This window comes from Micromonospora sp. LOL_013 (assembly GCF_048060315.1).
In the GTDB taxonomy this organism is placed as follows: Bacteria; Actinomycetota; Actinomycetes; order Mycobacteriales; family Micromonosporaceae; genus Micromonospora_E.
Window position 1 is genome coordinate 54087 of record NZ_JBHMIQ010000007.1, and the last position, 19902, is coordinate 73988.

General features: G+C 71.9%; 15 protein-coding genes. 8 read left to right on the forward strand and 7 right to left on the reverse strand.

What is annotated here, in order from left to right; genetic code table 11:
• Positions 1-50: 50 nt before the first annotated feature.
• A complete protein-coding gene (locus tag ACFHWS_RS06800) occupies positions 51-1994 on the reverse strand; it encodes an asparagine synthetase B family protein (protein WP_416567836.1) in 1944 nt (647 codons plus the stop codon).
• A gap of 204 nt (positions 1995-2198) precedes the next feature.
• Between ACFHWS_RS06800 and ACFHWS_RS06805 the strand changes: the two genes are divergently transcribed.
• Complete coding sequence (locus ACFHWS_RS06805; RefSeq protein ID WP_416551187.1) at positions 2199-3554, forward strand: LCP family protein; 1356 nt, start codon at positions 2199-2201, stop codon at positions 3552-3554.
• A gap of 30 nt (positions 3555-3584) precedes the next feature.
• On the opposite strand, the gene ACFHWS_RS06810 is transcribed toward ACFHWS_RS06805, so the two are convergent.
• Positions 3585-4619: a bile acid:sodium symporter family protein gene (locus ACFHWS_RS06810; protein WP_416567837.1), complete on the reverse strand. Its 1035-nt coding sequence runs from the start codon at positions 4617-4619 to the stop codon at positions 3585-3587.
• 80 nt (positions 4620-4699) lie between these two features.
• On the opposite strand from ACFHWS_RS06810, the gene ACFHWS_RS06815 reads away from it, so the two are divergent.
• From ACFHWS_RS06815 to ACFHWS_RS06840, 6 genes are all read left to right on the forward strand, one after another.
• Positions 4700-5593 (forward strand): LysR family transcriptional regulator, encoded by an 894-nt coding sequence (locus tag ACFHWS_RS06815; RefSeq protein WP_416551185.1) that lies wholly within the window; start codon positions 4700-4702, stop codon positions 5591-5593.
• A 263-nt stretch (positions 5594-5856) separates the two neighbouring features.
• Positions 5857-8049, forward strand: a complete 2193-nt coding sequence (locus ACFHWS_RS06820; RefSeq protein ID WP_416567838.1) for a carbohydrate-binding module family 20 domain-containing protein — start codon at positions 5857-5859, stop codon at positions 8047-8049.
• Between the two features lie 119 nt (positions 8050-8168).
• Complete coding sequence (locus ACFHWS_RS06825; protein ID WP_416567839.1) at positions 8169-9104, forward strand: glycosyltransferase family 2 protein; 936 nt, start codon at positions 8169-8171, stop codon at positions 9102-9104.
• Positions 9105-9315: 211 nt separating this feature from the next.
• Positions 9316-12591: a methyltransferase domain-containing protein gene (locus ACFHWS_RS06830; protein ID WP_416551182.1), complete on the forward strand. Its 3276-nt coding sequence runs from the start codon at positions 9316-9318 to the stop codon at positions 12589-12591.
• Between the two features lie 81 nt (positions 12592-12672).
• Complete coding sequence (locus ACFHWS_RS06835; RefSeq protein WP_416551181.1) at positions 12673-14061, forward strand: VWA domain-containing protein; 1389 nt, start codon at positions 12673-12675, stop codon at positions 14059-14061.
• A gap of 1 nt (position 14062) precedes the next feature.
• On the forward strand, positions 14063-14920 hold the full coding sequence (locus ACFHWS_RS06840) for a peptidase (protein WP_416551180.1): 858 nt from the start codon (positions 14063-14065) through the stop codon (positions 14918-14920).
• Between the two features lie 67 nt (positions 14921-14987).
• On the opposite strand, the gene ACFHWS_RS06845 is transcribed toward ACFHWS_RS06840, so the two are convergent.
• Together ACFHWS_RS06845 and ACFHWS_RS06850 are read right to left on the reverse strand one after the other, a co-directional pair.
• Entirely contained in the window at positions 14988-15755 is a 768-nt protein-coding gene (locus ACFHWS_RS06845; protein ID WP_416551179.1) for a hypothetical protein, read from the reverse strand.
• A gap of 51 nt (positions 15756-15806) precedes the next feature.
• Positions 15807-16952 (reverse strand): branched-chain amino acid ABC transporter substrate-binding protein, encoded by a 1146-nt coding sequence (locus ACFHWS_RS06850; protein WP_416567840.1) that lies wholly within the window; start codon positions 16950-16952, stop codon positions 15807-15809.
• A 59-nt stretch (positions 16953-17011) separates the two neighbouring features.
• Between ACFHWS_RS06850 and ACFHWS_RS06855 the strand changes: the two genes are divergently transcribed.
• Positions 17012-17494 (forward strand): hypothetical protein, encoded by a 483-nt coding sequence (locus ACFHWS_RS06855; protein ID WP_416551177.1) that lies wholly within the window; start codon positions 17012-17014, stop codon positions 17492-17494.
• A 45-nt stretch (positions 17495-17539) separates the two neighbouring features.
• Here ACFHWS_RS06855 and ACFHWS_RS06860 read toward each other — a convergent pair whose 3' ends face one another.
• The 3 genes from ACFHWS_RS06860 to ACFHWS_RS06870 are packed head-to-tail and all read right to left on the reverse strand — an operon-like array spanning position 17540 to position 19793.
• The gene (locus ACFHWS_RS06860) at positions 17540-18838 is read right to left on the reverse strand and encodes a sensor histidine kinase (protein ID WP_416551176.1); all 1299 of its coding nucleotides are present in this window, start codon (positions 18836-18838) and stop codon (positions 17540-17542) included.
• Between the two features lie 28 nt (positions 18839-18866).
• Positions 18867-19535 carry a winged helix-turn-helix domain-containing protein gene (locus ACFHWS_RS06865; protein ID WP_416551175.1) on the reverse strand — a complete coding sequence of 223 codons (669 nt, stop codon included), beginning with the start codon at positions 19533-19535 and terminating at the stop codon, positions 18867-18869.
• Positions 19536-19583: 48 nt separating this feature from the next.
• Complete coding sequence (locus tag ACFHWS_RS06870; RefSeq protein ID WP_416551174.1) at positions 19584-19793, reverse strand: cellulose binding domain-containing protein; 210 nt, start codon at positions 19791-19793, stop codon at positions 19584-19586.
• Positions 19794-19902 lie beyond the last annotated feature (109 nt).

Genomic DNA, 19902 nt, shown 5'->3' on the forward strand with positions numbered 1-19902 from the left:
CCTGGTTGACCGGCGCGTCGATGATGATCACACTATCCGTTCCGGCACGGTTACCGAAGGTCTCCGGTTGGCGATGCCGCCGCCGGACAACCTCCGGCACCGGTTGTGCCGTACCCCGATTCTTCCAAGGTCATGTCGCGCTGACCAGCAAGTGCGGGGTCTCTCACCGGCCCCGGCCGGTGCCGCAGCCAGAGTTCGAGTTGAAGCAATGTGTAGATCTCGCCAGCGTGGTCCAGCCCGGCCTGGTGCTCGTCGAGCAGCCGGCGGACCGCTGCCGGCTGGAACAGACCACGGTCCTGGAAGGTCCGGTCGGTGAGCAGGTCCCCGGCGAGTTCGCGCAGCTCGGCCCGCAGCCAGCTGGCCAGCGGTGGCCTGGCGTCCACCGAATCGGAGGTGACCACCCGGCCCGGCAACCAGCCGGCCGCCGCCCGCCGCGCCAGGTTCCGCCGCCGCCCCGGCACCTTCCACGATGCCGGCAGGCCGGCCACCCACTCGAGCAGTCGGTGGTCGAGCAACGGTGCCTGCAGCCGTAGTCCCGCGCCGGCCGACACCGTCGACCACCGGGCGAGTACGTCGCCGGGCAGGTATCCGAGTAGATCCGCACCGGTCATCCGGACCGCCTGGGAGTCCCCCGACGAGGCGAGGTAGGCCGCCTCAGCCAGCAGGCCGCTGTCCACGTTGGCGAGTTCGGCGCGCAGCCGCGCCGGGTAGAGGGCGTTCTTCTGCTCGGCGCTGCACTCGGCGACGATCCGTGCGTACCGGGTCGGCGGTGGGCAGCCGGCGACCTCCAGCAGCCGGCCGAGCCGACGCACCGGGGTCCCGGCCGTGCTCCGCCGCACCAGCGCGGCCCCGGCCCGCTGCAACCCCGGCAGTCCGGCCGGCCGCTGCGGCCAGCCGTTGAGCCAGCCGAGCAGCAGGTGGTGCGGGAACCCGCCGTACAGCAGGGCACCGCCGAGGCCGCAGAATGCCTCCGCCCGTCGCACCCCGGCGTACCTGGCGACCAGGTAGGCCGGGATCGCGGCCGGGCTGGCGAACGGTTCATCGAACAGGCCGGCGATCTGCTGCGGTACGGCCGGATCGAGCCCGGTCACCAGATACTCCTGGTGCTCGGTGCCGAGCGCCCGGGCGACGGCTCGCGCCGCCGCCCGCTGGTCGAGCCGGGGTTCGCCGAACCCGACGGAGCAGGTGTGCGCCCTGACGCTGGTGCTGCGGGTCACGGCGGCCGCGACCAGCGTGGCGCTGATCCCGCCGGAGAGCAGCACCTGCGGCGGCCCGGTAGCCGGCAGCCGGGAACGCACGGCGTCGACCAGCCGTTCGCGTAGCTGCTCGGCGGCCTGGTCGATGCCCGGTGCCGACGGCCCGGCAGCGGCGTCGAGTGTCCAGTAGCGACGGGTGGTGACCCGCCCGTCCGCCCAGGTCAGCGACGTGCCCGGGGGAAGCTTGCGGATGCCGGCGTAGATCGTCCATGGCGCGGGGACGTACCGGTAGGTCAGGTAGTGGTGCAGTGCGACCTGGTCGAGCTCCTGGCTGGCATGCGGATCGGCCAGCAACGCCCGCAGCTGCGAGGCGAAGGTCAGCCGGTCGCCACTGAGCCGCCAGTACAGCGTCCGCTCGCCGGTCCGGTCGGCCGCCAGCAGCAGCTGGTTCCGGTCGCGGTCCCAGACCGCGATCGCGAATTCGCCGGTCAGCTGGGTGACGGCCGCCGTACCGTGCCGCTGGTACAGGTCGAGCAGGTCGTGTTGGGCGGTGCAGCTGACCGCGACCGCGTCCGTCGTGGCCGCGTAGTACGGCGACCGACCCGCGTAGTACGGCGACCGACCCGCGGAGTACGGCGACCGACCCGCGGAGTACGGCGACCGGCTCGCCGCCCGGTCGCCGTCGGACCAGCGGGCGACGATCGCCGCTCGGTCGTCCAGGTAGCGACCGGTCTGCTGAAGGTCGTGCGGGGTGCAGGCCAGGGCGAGTTGGTCGACGCCCTCTTGGCGGCCACCCACATCACCGACAATACCGACTATTGCTGACATATTGTGACGCTAACCCGGTTGGCTGCGCCGGGTGCCGAGTTGTCGATCCGGCTCACCCGACGACGCCGTTCAGCCCGCGTCTCGTCTAGATTTCGCCGATTGGAGTTATAGATCCCTAATGTCTGGTTAGCCTGGGTCTCTCAGCGATCGCGATCGAGAGCCAGAGGTGACCACATGACCGGGCGACCTGACGATCAGGACAATCCGGAACCCGCCCGGGAGAACTGGGTTGACCTGCCCGCGCACGACCAGAGCCAGCACCGCCCCGCCACGGCGGACGACGACTGGGCCGAGTCACACCAGTGGACCATCGACCAGCAGCACGACCAATGGGCCACGACCGACCAGGCGTACGGCCAGTGGGCCACGACCGCCGACCAGCCGCAGTGGTCGGCGGACCAGCCGCAGTGGTCGGCGGACCAGCCGCAGTGGTCCGACCGGCAGCCGGGGGTCTCAGCGACCAGCCCGGTGACGTTGGCCCGATCGGGCGCCGGCGTTGGCCAGCACCGGCGGCCACCGGCCCGGCACGGTCGTCGCCGGCTGCGCCGCATCGCCCTGCTCGGCATCACCGGCCTGGTGGTCGCCGCCCTCGCCGGGGTGGCCGGGGTGGCCGTCGTCAGTCACTACTACCTCGGCGAGATCAAGCGGATCCCCGACCCGTTCGCCACGATCCCGGCCGACCAGCGGCCGGCACCGACGCCGGAAGGGCTGACCGTGCTGCTCGCCGGCATCGACAGCCTCGCCTCCAGCGCCACCGGCGCGGACTCCCCCGCCGGGCCGTACGGCCGGACCGACTCGCTGATGGTGGTCCGGATCACCGCCGACCGGGAGCGGGCGTACGTCGTCTCCATCCCCCGCGACTCGTGGGTGCCGGTCCCCGGGCACGGCAACCTCAAGATCAATTCTGCGTACGCGCTCGGTGGTGCCAGCCTCGCCGTACAGACGGTCGAGAACGTGACCGGGCTGCGCATCGACCACGTCGCCCTGATCGACCTCGTCGGGCTGCAGGACCTGACCGACGCGGTCGGTGGGGTGACCGTGGATATCCCGGCCGGGACGCCCGGACCGAGCCTGCAGTCGACCTGGCCCGCAGGGCTGCAACGGCTCAACGGCGAGCAGGCCGTCCAGTACGTTCGCCAGCGCCACGGCCTGCCGGAGGGCGACTTCGACCGGATGCGCCGCCACCAGAACTACCTGCGCGCGCTGCTCGACGAGACCCTCGACCGGGACACCCTGACCAGCCCGCGACAGCTCGGCGCGCTGCTCGACGCGATCACCGCGACCGTCACCGTCGACGACGGCCTGACCAACGACAAACTCCGGCAGCTCGCCTTCGACCTGCGCAAGATCCGCAACGACGTCCGGTTCGTCACCGCCCCGGTGGCGGACACCGGGTACGTCGGCGACCAGTGGGTGATGTGGCTGGACCCTTATCAGGGTGTCGGCTTCTGGACCGCGGTGCGCGACGACACCTTGGAGCGGTACATCGAGCGGTACGGCGCCGAGCAGCTCGACTCGGTCGTCCGTTGACCGGACCGACCCACCGTCGGCCGAACCCACCTACACCCGGGTCGTCTCGCCTGACGGACGGGCCGCTGGTGCCCGGTTCGACCACCACCGGGCCAGGGCCGCGCAGACGATCAGCTGGATCTGGTGGAAGATCATCAGCGGTAGGACCAGCATGCCGAGCAGTTGCGGGCTGAACAGCACGGCCGCCATCGGCAACCCGGTGGCCAGGCTCTTCTTGGCGCCGCAGAAGACCGTCGCGGCCCGGTCGGCGTGGTCGAAGCCGAGCAGCCGGGTGACTCCGAACAACATCCCCATCACCACCGCCAGCAGGGCACCGACGGTGGCGCCGAGAACCAGCAGCTGGCTGACGGCGATCTGCTGCCAGATCCCGGCGACCACACCGGCGCTGAACGCGGTGTAGACCACCAGCAGGATCGAGCCCCGGTCGACCACCGAGGTCAGGCTCTTGTGCCGGCCGATCCAGTCGGCGGTCCACCGTCGGGACAACTGACCGGCGACGAACGGCAGCAGCAGCTGCCCGACGATCGATCCGATCGAACCGGCGGTCAGCCGCAGGTCACCGGTGTTCTGCATGAGCAGCACGGCGAGCAGCGGGGTGAGAGCGACCCCGACGATGTTGGAGAACGACGCGCTGAACACGGCGGCCGGCACGTTGCCCCGGGCGATCGAGGTGAACGCGATCGACGACTGCACCGTCGAGGGGACCACGCAGAGGAAGAGGACCCCCTGGTAGAGGTCGGCCGGCAGCAGTTGCGGGCTGATCACCGCGACGGCCAGGCCGAGCAGCGGGAAGACCACGAAGGTGGTGCTCAGCACCACGGTGTGCAGGCGCCAGTGCCGGGCGCCGGCGAGGGCCGCCGCCGGGGCGATCCTGGCCCCGTGCAAAAAGAACAGCAGGGCGATGCCGACGCTGGCGACGACACCGGCGACCGAGGCGGCGGCGCCGCGGACCGGGAGCAGCGCGGCGAGCGCCACGACGGCGAACAGCATCGCGATGAACGGGTCGATGATCAGCCAGCGGGGCCAGCGCATCCGGGTGCTCCAGGTGAACAGGGGGCGGTCCACCCATTCTGAGCGGCTGCCGATCAGCGGGAAAGCTGATCAACGCACTGACTGTCATCGCGTAACGCGATAACATGCAGGTCGTGTACGAGCCCGTCCAGCTGCGCAGCTTCCTGGCGGTGAGCCAGTTGCTGAGCTTCACCCGGGCCGCCGAGCGGCTCGGTCTGCGGCAGTCCACGGTCAGCGCGCACGTACGGCGGTTGGAGGAGACGGCCGGGCGGCCGCTGCTGCTGCGCGACACGCACACCGTGCAGCTGACGGTGGACGGCGAAGCGATGATCAGCTTCGCCCGGGACATTCTCGACGCGCACGACCGGGCCCGCCGGCATTTCAGCACCACGGTGGTACGCGGCAAGCTGCGGCTCGGCGTCTCCGAGGACCTGATCTCCAGCTATCTGCCGGACGTGCTGCAGACCTTCCGCCGCCGCAACCCGCTGGTCGACGTCGAGCTGACCGTGGCGCTGAGCGGCACACTGCACCAGTTGCTGGACGCCCGGGCACTCGACCTGGTCTTCGCCAAACGTCTGACGGGCCAGTCCCGGGGCACCCTGGTCTGGCGTGACCGGCTGGTCTGGCTGGGCGCGGCGGACCAGCCGACGCCGCCGCGGCGGGCCGTCGGGGAACCGGTGCCGCTGGTGGTCTACCCGCCACCGAGCATCTCCCGGGCGCAGGCGCTCGCCGCGCTCTCGTCGGCCGGTCAGCCGTGGCGGATCGCCTGCACCAGCGGCAGTCTCGGCGGGCTGGTGGCCGCCGCCCGCGCCGGTCTCGGCCTGCTGCCGCACTCGGCCCGGCTGGTGCCGGTCGGCCTGACCCCGGTGGCCCCGGCCGATCTGCCGCCGCTGGGCGAGGTGGAGTTCATCCTGCTGTCCCGTCCGGACGCCGATCCGGCGGTGGCGACGGCGGTCAGTGAGGCGGTCGGGGCCGCCGGTCGGCCGGCCGTCGGCGGTCGGGGGCGGACTCCGCGTACCGCCGGCTGACCCCAGGCCGGACCGCAGTTCGACGGATCTTGCTGCAAGCTGAGACCAGATCTTGCAGCCCGATCCGGGACCGCCATCTGAAACCCTAAGCTCCCGGCCGAAACAAGCTGTTCACAGCGAGACATCTGATTGTTACCCTCACCACACGCCTGGAAGTGCTTGCGAACCTTGCAGGATCTTTCAGGGCCAGGCCCTGCTGCCTGCCTCCTCGCAGGCAAGCCATCACCAGCATTGGAGCGCTGATGTCCGTGCCCGGATCGACCGTGTCCAGACCGGTGGCCACCGCCGTGGCGGCCGTCCTCGGGATCCCGTTGGCCGTCACCCTGACCGCGCCCGCCACCGCCACCGCAACGCCCCGCGCAGCGGCCCCGGCCGCGACCGCCGAGACGACCGCCACCGCTGTCGGCAACGGCGACGCGATCGTGCACCTGTTCCAGTGGCGGTGGAACTCCATCGCCGAGGAGTGCGAGACAACACTCGGCCCGGACGGCTGGGGTGGGGTCCAGGTCTCCCCACCGCAGGAGCATGTGGTGCTGCCCAGCGCGGAGGGCGCCAGCTACCCGTGGTGGCAGGACTACCAGCCGGTCTCGTACCGGATCGACCAGACCCGGCGCGGCGACCGGGCCGACTTCGTCGACATGGTCGAACGCTGCCGGGACCAGGGCGTCAAGATCTACGTCGACATGGTGCTCAACCACATGAGCGGCACCGGATCGGTCGGCAGCGGGCCGGGCAGCGCCGGCACCGTCTACCGCAAGTACGGCTATCCCGACCTGTTCGGCGACGGCTCCGGAGACAGCTACGGCTACGCCGACTTCGGCCCCTGCTACCGCACCATCAGCAACTGGGGCAGCAAGACCGAGGTGCAGGACTGCGAGCTGCTCGACCTGGCCGACCTCAACACCGCCGACCCGGAGGTACGCCGCAAGATCGCCAAGTACATGAACTCGGTGATCGCCCTCGGCGTAGCCGGGTTCCGGGTGGACGCCGCCAAGCACGTCCAGGAAGCCCACCTGGCGGACATCATCTCCCGGCTGGACGACGTGCCCGGCTTCGGCGGCCGGCCCGACCTGTTCCACGAGGTGTACGGCGACGCCACCATTCCGTACACCGCGTACGCACCGTACGGCAAGGTCACCAACTTCGACTACCAGCGGGCGGTCGCCGCGGCCTTCCGCGACGGCAACATCGCCCAGCTGGCCAGCCTGCCGGACTACGGCGGGCTGACCGGCGACCAGGCTGTCGTCTTCATCGACAACCACGACACCCAGCGAGCCACCCCGACGCTCACCTACCAGGACGGCGACCGCTACTACCTGGCCGACGCGTTCATGCTGGCCCACCCGTACGGGACCCCGCAGTTGATGTCCAGCTACGCTTTCGGCCCGGTGGTCGCCCAGGGCCCGCCCAGCACCGGCGACGGCACCACGCTGCCGACCGACTGCGCCAGCGCCGAGTGGATCTGCGAGCACCGCGACGAACAGGTCGCCGGAATGGTCGGTTTCCGCAACGCCACCGCCGGCGCCGGCATCGGCGGCGCCGGCATCGGCGGCGTCGTCACCGACGGCAACGGCCGATTCGGCTTCGCCCGCGCCGACCGCGGGTACGCCGCGTTCAACGCGACCGGCAGCACCTGGAGCCGCAGCTTCGCCACCGGCCTGCCGGACGGCCGGTACTGCAACGTGGCCCGGGGCACCTACCGGGCGGACAGTGGCACCTGCACCGGTGGCACGATCGCCATCACCGACGGCGGCTTCCACGCCGACATCCCGGCGAACCGGGCGGTGGCACTGCACGTCGCGGCGCGGCTCGACTGCACCGACCCGGCCGGCTGCGGCCCGGTCGACCCGCCCCCGGGCGACGGCACCCCGGTCACCGCCACCGTGCAGACCACACCCGGCCAGCAAGTACGGGTGGTCGGCTCACTGCCCGAACTCGGCTCCTGGGACCCGGCCGGCGCGGCGCCACTGAACACCGACGCGGCCAGCTACCCGACCTGGACCGGCTCCGTCGACGTCCCGGACGGTACGGCGTTCGAGTGGAAACTGGTCAAGGTGGCGTCGAACGGCGCGGTCGAGTGGGAAGCGGGCGCGAACCGCACCGGCGTCGGCGGCACCCCGCTCACCGCCATCTGGGGCCAGCCCGGCTCCGGCGGAGAGCAGCCGGGCACCGTCGCGGTCACCTTTGACGTCACCGCGACCACCTGGTACGGCCAGGACGTCCTGGTCGTCGGCTCGGTCCCGGCGCTGGGCTCGTGGGACCCGACCCGGGCGGTCGCCCTCGCTGCGGACGACTACCCGGTCTGGTCGGGCAGCGTCACGCTGCCGGCCGGTGAGTCCTTCGAGTACAAGTACGTCAAGCGGGCACCGGACGGCACCGTCGACTGGGAGTCGGGCGGCAACCGCAGTGCCACCCCGGCCGGCGACGCGACGACCCTCACCGACACCTGGCGATGACCAAGCGGTGTACGGCGGACCGGCTCCGCGCGGTCCGCCGTACACCCGGTGGCCGAGCTGATAGCCTCGGCCCAGGTGGACGGACCGGCTGCGGACGCCTGCCGTTCGGGAGGTCACCGGTGCGAATCGGGCCGCGGGTAGCAACCGTCGTAGTCAACTACCGGCACTACGACGACACTGTTCGTTGCCTCACCTCGCTGCAGGCCAGTGACACCGCCGACCAGCGGGTGATCGTCGTCGACAACACCGAACAGGAGCACCACGGGCCCGATCTCACCGACCTGCTGGATCCGGCCGTGGAGGTCGTCTCGGCCGGTGACAACGTCGGCTTCGCCGCCGGCTGCAACATCGGGATCCGGGCCGCTCTGACGTCGTCCGCCGAGTTCGTCTGGCTGCTCAACCCGGATGCGGTCGTCAGCGCGGAGACGTTGACGCGCCTGCTGCAGACCGCCGAGGAGCACCCGGACGCAGGGATCGTCGGCAGCCGCATCCTCGACGGCGGACACCCGGCCCGCATTCTGTTCAACGGCGGCGTGATCAAGGGCCACGGGTCCACGTACCACGCCGACGCCGGGGTGTTCGATCCGGCCGCGCCGGACGGGACGGTACGCGACGTCGACTACGTCACCGGCGCGTGTTTCCTGATCCGGCGGGAGACGCTACGCCAGATCGGTCTGCTCTCCGAGGACTACTTTCTCTACTACGAGGAGACCGACTACTGCCTGCGTGCCCAGCAGGCCGGCTGGCGCACCGTCCTCGCGCCCTACGCCCGGGTCTGGCACTACAAGCGGTCGGCCGGCAGGTACCCGCCGCCGTACTACGTCTACTACATGTGCCGGAACCGGTTGCACTTCAGCAAGCGGTTCTTCACCGCCTCGCTGAGCGAGATCGAGTCGGAGCTCGAGGCGTTTGCCACCTGTTGGCTCCAGCAGGTCGCCACCCATGCCCCGCAGTTGCGCGTCGGCTACGAGAAGCTCGTCGAACTGGCTCTCGCCGACGGCCGGGACGGTCGCCTCGGCCGCCGCGACGACATCGACGCACTCGTCTGCGGCTAGCCGGAGACGACGAGCCCGATCACCAGCCGGAGACGAGCGGATCGCCAGCCGCGCCGGGCCCGACGGCTCGCCAACCAGATTTGACGCGGTTGCTGTCGCTTCGCCGCCGATCACCCCGTTGATCCAGTAAAGTTGCTGTTCAGCCACCCCCTGAGCCCCGACTACGCACCGCCCGGCCGACGAGGCCCACGGCGCACCCGCGGAGACGGACTTGAGCAGATACTCCTACAGCTTCGAGCCGGAGGACACCAACAACACCGCCGCCGCCGTCTACCGGCTGGCGGCGAGCGGTGGCCCCCGGGTACTCGACCTCGGTTCGGGGCCGGGCGTCGTCTCCGGCATGCTCGCCACCGTCGCGGGGCGCACCGTCACCTGCGCCGACGTCGACACCGAGGCGCTCGCCGAGGCCCGGGCCGGCGGCGTACAGGAGACGGTGGTCGTCGACCTGCGGGAACCGGACTGGCCCGGCGTGCTGGCCGGCCGCGAGTACGACGTGGTGATCCTCGCCGACGTACTGGAGCACCTGATCGAGCCGGGTGCCGTGCTGCGCACGCTGCGGGACGACAAGATCCTCGCTCCGGACGGCCTCCTGGTCGTCAGCTTCCCGAACATGGCGCACGAGTCGATCATCATCCAGTTGATGACCGGCAACTTCGAGTACACCAGGACGGGCCTGCTGGACTCGACCCACCTGCGCTTCTTCACCCGGACCAGCATGCAGACGCTGCTCGAGTCGAACGGGTTCCTGGTCAGCGCGACACACCGGACGATCCGGTCCGCCGAGCAGACTCCGCACCGGGCCCGCGCCTTCGAGATCAGCGCCGAGCTGCGCCGGGTGGTGGCCCAGCTCGGAGCGGAGGCCGAGACCTACCAATACGTCGTGGAGTGCCGGCCGTCCACCGAAGCGGTCCGGATCAGCCTGACCGAGCAGCGGCTCACCGCCGAGCATTCGGCCCACCTCGACGCGCTGGCCGTCAACGAGCGGCTGGCCGCGCAACTCGACGACCTGCAGCACCGGCACCGGCAGCTGGACGAGCAGTTCCGCCTCGCCCAGGACCTGGTCGGCCAGGAACGACTCGACGCGCTGCAGGCCCGTGAGACGCTGCGCCGGGCCGAGCAGGAACGGACGCAGTTCCAGGCAAAGCTGAAGGACTCGCAGCAGAAGGTCAAGGAACTGCAGGAGACGGCCACCAGGCTGCAGACCCGGATCAACAAGATGACCAACAGCAACACGTACCGGGCCGCAAAGATGGTCCGGTACGTGTTCCGGCCGAACGAGGGCCTGCGGGCCGTCAAACGCCGACGGAGCCGGTCGACCAACCGACGCGCCACGGCCGGCACCGGTGCCGGTGCCGACAGCTCGGAGGGCCGCAGGGCGCCGGCCACCAACGTGCCGGCCCAGTTTCGGGGGCTGACCGCTGATCCGGTGCTGTGCGACGCCTACCGGCGGGCCTGCGGGCAGGACCGGTTCCACCGCTCGGACGCGGCGAAGGTGGTGTTCTGCGTCTCCACCGTCGACCTGGACGCCGGCCGTGGCGACCTCTACGTCGCCGTCGGAATCGGCCGCTACCTGCAGCGACACGGCTACGAGGTCGCGTACCTGCCGGCGGAGCGCTGGACGGACCTGCCGCCGGAGACCGACGTGGCGGTCGCCATGATCCCGACGTTCGACCCGCTGACCGTACCGGACCGCTGCCGGATCGTCGCCTGGGTCCGCAACGAGACCGACCGCTGGCGGGAGCATCCGCACCTCGCCCTGTTCGACACGGTGGTCGCCTCCTCGTCCGCTTCGGTCAGCCGGCTGCGCGAGCACTACGACGGGCCGGTCGGGTTGCTGCCGCTCGGGGTGGACACTGAGCTGTTCACCCTGCCCGGTGCCGACCAGGTCCGCGGTGGCGCGGTGACGACGGTCAACTCGTGGGGCCGGGAGCGGCACCTGTACCAGTGCCTGCGCGGGGTGGACATCACCTTCCCGTTCGTCGTCTTCGGCGAGCAGCGCGGGCTGAATCCGTACTTCTCCCGGTACGCCGGCGGCCCGACCAGCTATTTCAACCTGCCGGGCCTGTACCGGCGGGCGCTGCTGGTGCTCGACGACCTCAACCACACCACCCGGCCGTACGGCAACGTCAACTCCCGGCTGCTGGAGAGCCTGGCGGCGGGCGCGCTGCCCCTGACGAACTGCCGGATCGGACTTGCCGAACTCGGGCTGGCGGAGCTGCCCACGTACAGCGACGCGGCCGGCCTCGGCGACCTGATCGCCCGGCTGACCGGCGACCCCGCCGGCACCGTCGCGCTGGCCGGCCAGCTGTCCGCAGTGGTACGCGAGCGGCACTCGTTCGCCCGCCGGGCGGCGGACCTGCACGCGGTGATCGGCGGCCTGGACCCGCAGCCGCGCCGGGCCAACAGCCGGTTCGTCGGCACGTACCCCTACTACCTGGACAATCCGTACCAGCAGCTGCTGATGTCGGGTCTACGCGACGTCGGGGTGCGGTGGTTCCCGGTCGCCGACGCCGTCCGGGTCTCCGCCGCCCCGCACCTGGCCGCCGGTCGGCTGGACAACTACGTGCTGCACGTGCACTGGACCGACCCGATCGTGCACCCGGCCACCGACGCCCAGCAGGCGGCGGCGCGGCTGGCCGAGTTCAAGAACCGGATCGCCGACCTACGGCGTCGGGGCGGCCGGCTGATCTGGACCATCCACAACGTCTTTCCGCACGAGTGGAAGTTCCCGGAGGTGGAGAAGGAACTGGCCCGGTACCTCGCTGCCGAGGCCGATGTCGTGCACCTGCTCTGCCCGGAGACGGTGGCGGCGACCGCGCCACACTATCCGTTGCCGCCGGAGAAGGTCCGGATCGTGCGGCACAGCAGCTACCTCGGGGTGTATCCCGACTCGGTGAGTCGACTCGCGGCCCGTCGCCGGTTCGGGTACGCCGCAGACGACCACGTCCTGCTGTTCTTCGGTGGGATCCGACCGTACAAGGGGGTCAGCGAACTGCTCGACGCGTTCAACGCGGCCGGTGAGCAGGATCCCCGGTTGCGGCTGGTCGTCGCGGGGGCGCCGAAACGGCTCGACCCGCGCGACGGGCTGGCCGAACGCTGCGACGGTGACCCCCGGATCACCGCGATGTTCGATCCGGTCCCGGACGACGAGGTCCAGTTCTACTTCAAGGCCTCGGACACAGTGGTGCTGCCGTACCGCACGGTGCTCAACTCGGGCAGCTTCCATCTGGCGGTCTCGTTCGGCCGCCCGGTGGTGGCGCCCCGGGTGGGCGCGTTGACCGCACTGCTCGATCCGGCGTACACCATCGGCTTCGATCCGGCGGCCCGCGACGGGCTGACCGACGCCCTGCTGGCCTCGACCAATCTGCGCGGCAGACACGTGGAACTGGCGGCCCGGGCCGCCGCCCGCAGCTACCAGTTCGGCGACATGGCCCGTGACTACGCCAAGATGGTCACCGAACTGTTCGAGGCCCCACCCCTCGACTGAGCCGGTGGCCTTGGCGACCGCCCGTGCACTGGGCTGCCTACCAATGTGGAGGGCACATAGGATGATTACTACGATCGACCGGTGATAATCCGACGTACCGCCCAGGTTGTCCTGATCGGACTACTGGGCGTAATCATCCTGCCTGGAACCCCGCCCGCCGGCGCCGACGAGACCACCGAGAACCTGCGGATGCAGCTGGTCCTGGACGTCAGCGGCTCGATGCGGGAGCCCGACATGAACGGCCAGACCCGGATGGCCGTCGCCCAACGCGCGTTCAACGAGGTCGTCGACGCCGTGCCGGCCGGCACCGACCTGGGCATCCGCGTCCTCGGTGCCACCTACCCCGGCGACGACAAGGCACTCGGCTGCCAGGACACCCAGCAGATCGTGCCGGTCGAGCCGGTCGACCGTGACCAGGCGAAGGCCGCGATCGCCAGTCTGCGGCCCACCGGCTTCACCCCGATCGGGCTGGCGCTGCGGGAGGCGGCCAAGGATCTCGGCTCCGGTGAGACCGCCCGCCGCATCGTCCTGATCACCGACGGCGAGGACACCTGCGCCCCGCCCGACCCGTGCGACGTAGCCCGGGAACTCGCCGCCCAGGGCACCCGGCTGATCGTCGACACGCTCGGCCTCACCCTCGACGACAAGGTCCGTCAGCAACTGGTCTGCATCGCCGGGGCCACCGGCGGCACGTACACCACCGCGCAGAGCGCCGACCAGCTCGCCGACCGGATCAACCAGCTGGTCGACCGGGCCCAGGACACCTACACCCAGACCCCGGAGCTGGTCACCGGCAGCACCGACTGCACGGCGGCACCGCTGCTCGCGGCAGGTGTCTACACCGACCGGGAACGCTTCGAGGAGCACCGCTGGTACCGCGTACCGATCCGAGCGGACCAGGAGTTGCGCGCCTCGGTGAGCATCGCGCTGGACCGACCGGTGAACCGGGACTACGGGATCCTGCTCCGCGCGGTCCATCCCAACGGCCGTGAACTGGTCCGGGGTACCGACGCCGGCAGCGGCCGGACCGACGTACTGTCCACCGGCCTGCGCTGGTCCGCCGGCCCGGAAGACGACCGGGCGGACGACACCGACCAGGCCGACGGCACCGACCAGGCCGACGGCACCGACCGGGCCGACGCCGACCGGGCCGACGACCCCGATGGAACTGCTGACCTGGCCGGTACTCCGTCCGCCGCCGCGCCGACGGCCGCCGGCGTGGAGCCACCGCCCTCCGAGGTCTGCCTGGTGGTCAGCAACTCGTTCGCCGCCGTCGGCGGGGCCGGTGACGCCCCGGGCATGCCGATCGAGCTCACCGTCGATCTGGTCGCCGCCTCCCCCACCCCGGAAAGCCCGGGCCTGGGCCGCGGCTGGCTGCTGCTGATCGTGCTCAGCCTCGCGGGGCTGGTCACCGGAGTCCTCGCCGGCTGGCTGACCCGCTGGTGGACCACTGTCTGGAAGGAGAGCTGAGTTGACCCGCCGTACATTCCGGCTGACCCGCACCGGCCTGGCCGTCGGTGCCGCTGGCGCCGCCGTCCTTCTCGTCGCGACCCCGGCGGCGGCCGACGGCCCCACCCCGGCACCGGCGGAGGCCACTCTCACCAAGGCCGGTACGTCGTTCCTCACCGCCGCGGCGGTCCACATCGACCAGCCGGTCCGGGTCTCCGCCGCGACCGGCGAGTACCTGTACTGGTCGTTCCCGGCCCAGGCCGGCCAGACCAGCTCGATCGCGGCAACCGTGACCCTCGCCGACCCGGCGACGCGCAGCGGCGCGTCGACCTGGACCATCGACGTGTTCGACGGGCTGCGCCGCCGCCAGCCGTGCACCGCGGGCATGCAGGCACCCGTCGGCTCCGCCACCGACCGGCAGGTACGGGCGGGCTGCGTACTGCGGCAGGTCCGGGCCTGGGCGGAGCCGTGGTCCGCCGATCCACTACCCGGCACCTACTACGTCCGGCTCTCCGTCACCGACCTGCCGGAGCAGGACCTCGGTCTGCCGGTGCAGGTCGAGCTGCAGGTGAGCGCCGACGTGTCGGGCGACACCAGCCCGGAGGGCGGCCGGCTGGCGGCGCCGCTGACGCCGACCGTACGGCAGGGGGCGGTGCTCGCCAGCGATGCCGTTGCCGGCGACCCGGTCGCCGCCGGACAGGTCAGCGATGAGTCCTGGTGGGAGGGCGTCGTCGGCTGGTTCAGCGGCTGGTTGCCCGGCCTGACGAGTCGGTGGATCTGGACGGTGGCCGGTGGTGTACTGGCCGCCGTCGGTGGCGTGGTCGGCTTCGGGCTGACCCGCCGGCCGCGTCGCCGGACCGGCCCCGCCGCAGCCGGCTGACCTGCTGACCGGTTGCGGGCTCCGGCGGCCCAGCCGGTGGACTCGGTCGGCCCGGCCGACGGCACGGTCAGCCGGCGGCCGCCAGCCGGCGCATCGGTTCGGCCGGCAGCCGGCGTCCGACCGCCACCACCGGCCGTCCGGCGGGCCTACCGTCACCCGCACCGGCGGCGGCCGGGTCGATCTCGGTCAGCAGCCGGCGGAACAGCGTCGGGCGGTCCACCCGGATCACGGTGCTGCGCCCACTGCGCTCGACGACCGTGTGCGGCAGCGCCAACGCCGGCGCGGCACTTCGCAGCAGCGCCGCCGCCGGGGTGCTCACCGAGATGGCGAGCACCCCGGCGGTCCGGTCCGCCGGAGCCAGTAGCGCGGCCATCCGCCAGACGGCCAGCGCAGCGGGGTAGTGCGCGGCCGCCAGTCCGGGACTGCCGAGCATCCGCCGCCCGTCGCGCCACGCGCCGGCCAACGCCCGCAACACCCGGTGGTACCCGTCCGAGGACACCTCGACCCTGGTCAGCGACGTGGCTGCACCGACCGGGCTGGTCACCGACCAGGTGATCGTGGACAGCAGGCGAGCGGTCCGGGCCGCCGCTGCCGGCTGCTCGGTCTGCGCCACCGGTAGCTGCCGGTCCGCGGTGGCCGGCGCCGCCCCCAGCCGACGCCAGCCGACCGGCCGCCGTTCGTTCCAGCAGAACGCGGCCTCCAGCAACGGGTACGCGCCGAGCGGGCCGGCCGCGACGGCGCGCAGCACCTTCTCGGTGCCACCACCGGGCCGGTTACCCGCCCCGGGGCAGGCGTCGCCGGCACCGCCACTGCCAGCCGTGGTCGGTAGGGTCATGACTGAACTCCTCTGCCACGTTCACGGACGCGCCCGCCAGGGGCGCACAGGTCAACTTGCCGGGATGGACCGCTCCGCCACGAACCGGCCCTGCTGGACGCGGAACGCCCAGACCACCACCGACGACGCCACCAGCTCACCGGTGCCGGTCCAGGCGATCCGGGTGGTGACCCCGGGCGCGTCGTAGTCGTCGACGAACGCCGCCATCGCGGCCCGGTCACCATGTCCGGCCTGGATTCCGGCGAGAAACACCGTCGCCGCGTCGTACGACTCGGCGGAGTTGGTGCCCGGCTCCACCCCGAAGCGTTCCCGGTAGCGCTGCGGGAACTCGGCCCCGGCCCGCTCCGGCGGCAGGCAGGGGCAGGTGATCACCACCCCGGTCTCGGCGTCGTCGCCGGCCTCGCGGAGAAAGCCGTCCGCCTTCGCCCCGTCACCGGCGACGAAGGTCGCCGGGATGTCGGCCGCGCGGAGCTGGCGGCGCAGCCGACCGGCTTCCGCGTAGTAGCCGCCGTAGAAGACCACGTCGGCGTCGGCCGAACGGATCTGCCCGACGACCGCACTGAAGTCGGTCGCGCCGGCGGCGACCGTCGCCCGCTGCACCACCTTGGCGCCGAGTCCGGCGGCCACCTGGTCGGCCAGCCCCTGGCCGTACGCCCCGCCGTCGTCGACGACGAACACCGCCGTGCCGCCCAGCGCCTGGTCGATGTACCGACCGACGGCACGCCCCTGCGCGGCGTCGTTGCCGACCAGCCGGTGGAAGGTGGACCAGCCGCGTTCGCTCAGTTCGGTACGGGTCGCCGAGGTGGTGATGGTGGCGACGCCACCCTGGTCGAAGATCGGCAGTGCCGCTTCGGCCTCGCCGGAGAAACCCGGACCGACCACCCCGATGATGCGCGCGTCGTTGACGATCTGCTGGGCCAGCGCGGGGGCCTGCTTCGGGTCGCCCTGCGAATCGAACTCGACCAGCTCCACCGGGCAGTCCGGATGCTCCGCCCGGTACTGGTCGAAGGCCAGGCGGGCTCCGTCGCGGACGTTGCCGCCGAGATCGGCCGAGTCGCCGGAGAGCGGGCCGAGGACCGCGATGCGGCTGCCGCAGGCGCTGGCCGGTGCCGTCTGCTCGCCGCCGCCGGCAGCGACGCATCCGGTCAGCACCGACAGCAGGCCGAGCACCGCCGTCGGCCGCAGCAACGTGCGCACGTCCACCTCCTGGACCCGGTCGGACCCGCCTATCCTGCTGGTAGGAGCGTGAGATTTTGATGAGACGGTTGATCTCGGGCGCGGTGCTGACCCTCACCGGGTTGGTCCTCACCGGGTGCAGTGACCCCGGGGCCGGGACCCCGGCGGGTGTCTCCGCCGCGCCGTCGTCCACCGCGACCGGCACCGCGTTGTACGCGGTCGACTCCCGGACGCTGGACGAAATCGTCATCGACGCGCAGGGGTTCGTGCTGTACCGGTCCGACCGGGACACCGCGGCACCGACCTGGTCCGCCTGCGAGGGACAGTGCCGGCAATCCTGGCTTCCGGCCCCCTGCGAGGGCGAGGTACGGGTGGAGGGGATCGACCGGCAGCTGGTCGGCTGCTTCGACCGGTCCGACGGAACCCGGCAGCTGAGCCTGGCCGGCTGGCCGCTGTACGGGTACGCCGGTGACCGGATGCCCGGCGACGCGAACGGTCACGGCCAGTCGGGCAGCTGGTTCGCGATCCGCCCTGACGGCGGCAACGCGGTCTACGTGCCCTGATCGGGTGCTCCCGGCACGCTGGCCTGTCCGCTCGGGCATACCGCCCTACCCGCCCTGACCGCCGGGCAGCCGCAGCCGGGCCTCGGCACCGCCGCCTTCGGCGTTGACCAGCCGCAGCTGTCCGCCGTGCAGTTGCGCCACCCAGCTGGCGATGGCCAGCCCGAGCCCGGTGCCGTCCTCGGTGCCGCTGCGGAACCGCTGCTCGGGCGCGGCGGCGACGGCTTCGCTGAGCCCGGTGCCACGGTCGCGTACCCGTACCGTCGGCGGTCCAGGGGTGACCTCGAGCCGGATCTCGGCCGGCTGGTCGGCGGCCCGACCGTGCTGGACCGCGTTCTGAATCAGGTTGCGCAGCGCGATCCGGACCAGCGCCGGGTCGCCGTACGCCACCACCGCCTCGGTGACCGGCACCGCGCGGTGCGGCGCGACGACGGTGTCGGTCAGCACCTCCTCGGCCAGTTGGTCCAGGCGAAACAGCTCGCGGCGCAGGTCGCGCAGGCCGGCGACGAGCTGGGCCCGGGTGAGCAGGACCGAGACCGAGTCGGCGAGCCGGTCGGCGGAGCGCACCACCTGGCGCAGCGCCGCCGGGCGGCGCTGCGGCTCGGCCAGCGCGGTCTCGGAGACGGCACGGATCACGGTCAACGGGGTGCGTAGCTCGTGCGCGGCGTCGGCGACGAACCGTTCCTGCTGGTTGAGCGCGTCGGCGATGGGCTCGGTGCCGCGGCGGGCGAGCAGGTAACCGCCGGCGCAGGCCAGCGCGGTGAAGCTGACGCCGCCAGCGACCAGGGCCAGGGCCAGCCGCCGGTTGGCGGTCTCGGCCGGCCCGGTGTCACCGAGCACGACGACGGCGCCGGCAACCGCCCCGGTGACGGCGTGCTCGAACGGTACGGCGAGCAGTGGGGTGGAGGTTTCGGCGGTGTCGCCGACCCCGCCGGCGAGCTCGGTGCCGGAGGTCCAGACCGTCCGGGCCGGCGCCAGCAGGTTGTCCGGCGGTACGACCGGCAGCCGGGCCGGATACGCGAAGACCAGGCTGAGGTCGGCCCGGCCGGCCTCGTAGACGTAGACGGCGGTGGTGCCGTTGGCGACCGCGTTGTCGAACAGTTTGTCGAGCTGCAGCGCCCCGGACTCGTAGTAGAGCAGGGCGGCGGCGGTGCTGGCGGTACGCCGCAGCTCGGCGGCGACCACCTCGTCGCGCTGCCGCCCGTCGACCAGCAACGCGACGGCACCCATCCCGGCCAGGCCGACCACGTTGATCGCCATCACCAGCAGCGTGATCCGGATCCGCAGGTTACGCAGCCGGTCGGCGGTCTGCAGCGGCTTGCCACCCCGCCGAACGCGGCGGTTCACGACGGCACCCCGCCAATTCGGCCGGCGGTCACGACGGCGCCCCGCCAACCCGGTAGCCGACCCCGCGTACGGTGTGAATCAACTGCGGCTCGCCGAGCTTGCGGCGCAGCTGGGCGACCACCGCGTCCACCACGTTCGAGCTGGGGTCGGCGAGCTCGTCCCAACAGTGTTCGAACAGGTCGCTGCGGCTGGCCACCGCCGGGCGCCGGACCAGCAGCATTTCAAGTACGGCGAACTCCTTGCGGGTGAGCGTCAGCAGGACGCCGGCGCGGCGCACCTCCCGGCGGGCGGCGTCGACCTCCAGATCCGCCACCCGCAGCAGCGGTGGGGTGGTGGCGCCACGGCGTCGGCAGAGCGCCCGGACCCGCAGCACCAGTTCGGCGGTGACGAAGGGCTTCACCACGTAGTCGTCGACGCCGGCCTGAAACCCGGCGATCCGGTCCCCGGCGCTGTCCAGCGCGGTGAGCACCAGGGCCGGTGTGGTGAGCCCGGCCCGCCGTCGGTGGCCGAGCTGGTGCAGTGAGTCGCCTTCCGGAAGGATCCGGTCGAGCACCAGGCAGTCGTAGTCGTTGATGCTCATGCTCAGGTCGGCCTGGCTCCAGTCGGCCGCCTGGTCGACGGCGAATCCGCCGGAGCGCAGCGCGGTGACGACGGCACTGCGTACCTCGGGGTCGTCCTCGACCACCAGCACCCGCATGCGGGCGAGGCTAGCAAGCCGCCGTCACCAGCGCGTCTTCGACGAGGGTCAGCCCGAGGACGCGCACCGGTCGCCGTTGAGCAGGAAGTCCGTCGGCGGCGGGTTGCTCGCCGAGTGCCTGACCACGAAACCGAGCTGTACGCTGCCGCCGGCCGGGATCCGGCTGTTCCACGGCGTGTTGGTGACGGTGATGTCCGGCGGGACCAGGTCGACCGGTAAGGGCCCGGCCCGACCGTCGCCGCAGATCGGGCGCGGCAACCCAGCCACTGCCCAGGCCCCAATACACAACGAAGCCTGCCGATGCATCGACAGGCCGGGCAGCGCTGTCGGACAGATCGGCGTCGCGGTCCTGACTTGTTGGCGATTC

What these genes read in the sequence shown, in the direction of transcription:
- ACFHWS_RS06805 (WP_416551187.1), top strand. Translation starts at nt 2,199, where the DNA reads ATGACCGGGCGACCTGACGATCAGGACAATCCGGAACCCGCCCGGGAG.
- ACFHWS_RS06845 (WP_416551179.1), bottom strand. Translation starts at nt 15,755, where the DNA reads ATGACCCTACCGACCACGGCTGGCAGTGGCGGTGCCGGCGACGCCTGC.
- ACFHWS_RS06855 (WP_416551177.1), top strand. Translation starts at nt 17,012, where the DNA reads ATGAGACGGTTGATCTCGGGCGCGGTGCTGACCCTCACCGGGTTGGTC.
- ACFHWS_RS06865 (WP_416551175.1), bottom strand. Translation starts at nt 19,535, where the DNA reads ATGCGGGTGCTGGTGGTCGAGGACGACCCCGAGGTACGCAGTGCCGTC.